Origin of the sequence: Amycolatopsis sp. M39 (assembly GCF_001651785.1) — a bacterium.
Classification (GTDB): Bacteria; Actinomycetota; Actinomycetes; order Mycobacteriales; family Pseudonocardiaceae; genus Amycolatopsis; species Amycolatopsis rubida.
This window is the reverse complement of record NZ_LWSF01000013.1, coordinates 108,704-110,987: the sequence shown is the minus strand read 5'-3', so window position 1 is coordinate 110,987 and position 2,284 is coordinate 108,704. Positions and strand designations below refer to the sequence as shown.

Annotated in this window: 2 protein-coding genes; both read right to left on the bottom strand. The window is 71.0% G+C overall.

Features of this window, described 5'->3' with window-relative positions:
* Window positions 1–654: extracellular solute-binding protein (locus A4R44_RS50735; RefSeq protein ID WP_232791777.1), on the bottom strand; the 654-nt coding region annotated here is incomplete at its 3' end.
* 25 nt (window positions 655–679) lie between these two features.
* The gene (locus A4R44_RS25895) at window positions 680–1,909 is read right to left on the bottom strand and encodes an ROK family transcriptional regulator (RefSeq protein ID WP_369805937.1); all 1,230 of its coding nucleotides are present in this window, start codon (window positions 1,907–1,909) and stop codon (window positions 680–682) included.
* Window positions 1,910–2,284 lie beyond the last annotated feature (375 nt).

The following is a 2,284-nucleotide window of genomic DNA, read 5'->3' as shown; positions in this document are numbered from 1 at the left end:
CGGCATCGACGGCAGGAAGCCCGCGGTCTTGATCGAACCGTCCGGGTTGAACTCGGTGAGCTTCTTGACGTCCTCGAACAGTTCCGTGGTGTTCTTCGGCGGGCCGGCGATGCCCTTGGCCGCGAACTGCGCCTTGTTGTAGAAGAACCCGTACACGTCGGCGAGCATCGGCATCGCGCACCGCTTGCCCTGGTAGGAGGTGTAGTCGCGGACCGCCTGCGGGATCTGTTCGAGGTCGATCTTGTCGCGCTCGATGTAGGGCTTCAGGTCCTGGAAGCTGCCGGTCGAGCACCACGCGCCGAGGTTGTCGGTGTAGAACGAGATCGCCACGTCCGGCGGGTTGCCGCCGCGGATCGACTGGGTGAGCTTGTCGTCGTCCTGGTTCCCCTCGTGCTTGATGGTGATGGTGGGGAACTTCGCCTTGAGCTTGTCCAGCGCCTTCGTGACCACGCCGTACTCGCGGTCGGTGAACTTGCTGTAGACGGTGATGGTGAGCTTGTCGTCCTTGTTCGGCGGGGCCGCGGCTTCACCGCCGCCGGCGGGCGCGGCGGCACCGCACGCGGCGGTCGCCAGCAGCGTGCTCGCCGCGAAAGCGCTGAGCAGCAGAGATCCGCGCTTGCGCGCGATTCTCCGGATGCGGGTGGGAGCGGACATGAACCCTCCTGTCCTTCGGGTGGGTCTACTCGGTCGGGGACGGGGCTTGCTCTCCGGCGGGCCGACGCGGCCCGAGGAGCGTGGGGGTGACGACGCCGAAGACGTCCTCACGGGCGGTGGCGAGCGCGGACTGCAACGCACCGGCGCGCACCGCGTTGCCCTGCACCGAAGCGACGCCGACGGGCGTGCGAGGCAGGACAAGTTCGTGCAGTTTCTCCGCGACGATCCCGGCGAACTCGTCGCCGCCGGCGCGACTGGTCTCACCGCAGAGCAGGATGAGCTGCGGGTCGGCGACCGCGACGAGGCTCGCGACCCCGCTGGCGACACGCCGCGCGAGATCGTCCAGAAACCCTTGGTGCGCCGTGCGACGCGCTTGCGTGACGGCATCCCAGCCGCTGTCCGCGGAGATGCCGTGCGCCTTGGCGAGCCGGACGATCGCCGAGGAGTCGACCAGGTTGCCGTACCGGGCCCCGGCCGAGGGCCAGCTGTCGCCAGTGTCCACAGTGGCCGGATCGGGGACGCGCATCCAGTCGATCTCGCCGCCGCCACCGGTCGCGCCGCGCAGCAGCCGCCGTCCGATGACGACCGCGCCGCCGACGCCCTCAGACAGCCACACCAGCACGAAATCGTCGACGTCCTGCGCGTTGCCGACCGTCATTTCCTCAACGGCGACAAGGTTTACGTCGTTCTCGATCTTGACCGTCACGCCGAGTTCGTCGCTCAGCCGCGCCGGCACGTCGAACCCTAGCCAGCCCGGGATGTGCGGGGCCGAGGACAGCAATCCGGTGCGCGGATCGAACGCGCCCTGCGCGCCGATGACCACATTGGCCAGATCGTCGAGCCGCAGGCCCGCGGCCTTGGTGGCCCGGCGCAGCGCCTGGCCGAACGACCCGACCACGTCCGCGTTCCCGGCCACCGGAAGCTGCACGCGGTACTCGGCGAGCACCGCCCCGGCGACGTCGGCGACCACGAAGTCCGCGACCCGAGGGGTGAGGTCGACGGCCGCGACGTGCGCGAGGGCACCGTTGACCGCCCACAGTTGCGCGCGCGGCCCGCGTCCGCCGCCGGCCCGCTCCCCCGCTTTGCCCACGAGATTGTCCTGCTCAAGACGGGTGAGCAGCTGCGCGGTGGCGGGTTTGGACAGCCCGATGGCGGCCTCCAGCTCGGCCCGCGTGAGCGGCCCGTTCCGCAGCAACGCCTCAATCGCCGCACGGTCGTTCATCTCGCGCAACGTTCGCGGACTGCCGGCTCGCACCTGGCCGCTCCTTTATTAGGAAACTTTACAGACGGTTTCGGCGACTGTAGTGAGCGCGGCCACACGGCGTCAATGGGCTGGGGAAACTACGGGGTAACGGCTTGATACCGCGGGATGTCCGCGCCAGGCGCAGGGTGACCGGGCGAGCGCGGACCGTACGCGGTCCAGACCAGGGAGAGGGGTGGTCCGGCGTCCGGCGCGGCCGGGGGCTAGCGAGAGGGGCGGCCCGGCGTCCGGCGCGGCCGGGGGCTAGCGAGAGGGGCNNNCCGGCGTCCGGCGCGGCCGGGGGCTAGCGAGAGGGGCGGCCCGGCGTCCGGCGCGGGCGGAGGCTAGCGAGAGGGGCGGCCCGGCGTCCGGCGCGGCCGGGGGCTAGCG